This window comes from Rhizobacter sp. (assembly GCF_031412075.1).
Classification (GTDB): Bacteria; Pseudomonadota; Gammaproteobacteria; order Burkholderiales; family Burkholderiaceae_C; genus Rhizobacter.
Genome location: NZ_JANOCG010000069.1, coordinates 1 through 1,510 on the forward strand (window position 1 = coordinate 1; position 1,510 = coordinate 1,510).

The 1,510-nt window shown below is 66.9% G+C and carries 2 protein-coding genes; one reads left to right on the forward strand and one right to left on the reverse strand.

Annotation, left to right across the window (positions count from 1 at the left end):
- Window positions 1-88 precede the first annotated feature (88 nt).
- Window positions 89-1,144, forward strand: coding sequence for a Holliday junction branch migration DNA helicase RuvB (gene ruvB / locus RMO40_RS02585; RefSeq protein WP_309715867.1), 1,056 nt, complete (start codon window positions 89-91; stop codon window positions 1,142-1,144).
- A gap of 69 nt (window positions 1,145-1,213) precedes the next feature.
- Here the strand turns inward: ruvB and RMO40_RS02590 are convergent.
- A partial coding sequence (locus tag RMO40_RS02590) for a hypothetical protein (RefSeq protein WP_489660092.1) occupies window positions 1,214-1,510 on the reverse strand: 297 nt, incomplete at its 5' end.

Below are 1,510 nucleotides of genomic sequence, written 5' to 3' on the forward strand. Positions count from 1 at the left end.
ATTGCCAGCCAAAGGGCAAAGCGGGTGGACAAGGGGCGGCGTGACATGGGGCGCGATTGTGCCAGGGGCGGCCTGCTCATAATGCGACATGAGCATTCAGACCGATGAGTTCGAGCCCGCACGCAGGGTGGTGAGCGCCGCCCCGGCCTCGCCGAATGAAGAGGCCATCGAGCGTGCGCTGCGCCCCAAGGGCATGGCCGAATACGTGGGCCAGGCCAAGGCGCGCGAGCAGCTCGAGATCTTCATTGGCGCGGCCAAGATGCGCGGCGAAGCCATGGACCACGTGCTGCTGTTCGGCCCACCGGGCCTGGGCAAGACCACGCTCAGCCACATCATCGCCAACGAGCTGGGTGTGAACCTGCGCCAGACCTCGGGCCCGGTGCTGGAAAAACCCAAAGACCTGGCCGCCATCCTCACCAACCTCGAGCGCAACGATGTGCTCTTCATCGACGAGATCCACCGCCTCTCGCCGGTGGTGGAAGAAATCCTGTACCCCGCGCTGGAGGATTACCAGATCGACATCATGATCGGCGAAGGCCCGGCGGCGCGCAGCATCAAGCTCGACCTGCAGCCCTTCACCCTGGTCGGCGCCACCACCCGCGCGGGCATGCTGACCAACCCGCTGCGCGACCGCTTCGGCATCGTGGCGCGGCTGGAGTTCTACACGCCCGAAGAACTCGCTCGCATCGTGCACCGCTCGGCTGGTTTGTTGAACGTGCCGACCGACACCGAAGGCGCCTTCGAGATCGCGCGCCGCTCACGCGGCACGCCCCGCATCGCCAACCGCCTGCTGCGCCGTGTGCGCGACTACGCCGATGTGAAGGGCGATGGCCGCATCAGCAAGCCGCTGGCCGACAAGGCGCTGAAGATGCTCGACGTCGACCCGCAAGGTTTCGACGTGATGGACCGCAAGCTGCTCGAAGCCGTGATCCACCGCTTCGACGGCGGGCCGGTGGGGCTGGACAACGTGGCCGCCGCCATCGGCGAAGAGCGCGACACCATCGAAGACGTGATCGAGCCCTACCTCATCCAGCAAGGTTTCTTGCAGCGCACACCGCGCGGGCGCATTGCCACGCTGGCGGCGTATCGGCACCTGGGCGTGACACCGCCGAAGACGGCCAACGACCTGTTCGACAACACCTGACCTCCGTTCGCCCTGAGCCTGTCGACGGGTCCTTTGACAGGCTCAGGGCGGACGGTGGTGTGCGACGGCCTACAGCAAATCTTCAACCGCGAGCCAGTGGTATTTGACTGCGCTGCGTGCGCCAAAGCGCCGCGCCACCTCGGTCACCCGCTCGGCATGCGGCGCATCGGGGGCATACACCAGCAACCAGCCGCAGCCCTCGCGGGCGAGCGTCTGGTAGCGGCGCATCAGCGTCACCTCGTAGCCGAAGCCGGCCAGCTCGCTGGTGTGGGCGAGCATGCCGTCCATCTGCGCGCGCTCCTCGGCTGCGCTGTAGTGCAACACGTCTTCTTCGTCGAAGCCGGTGTCGCGCAGCGCCTGCCGCGC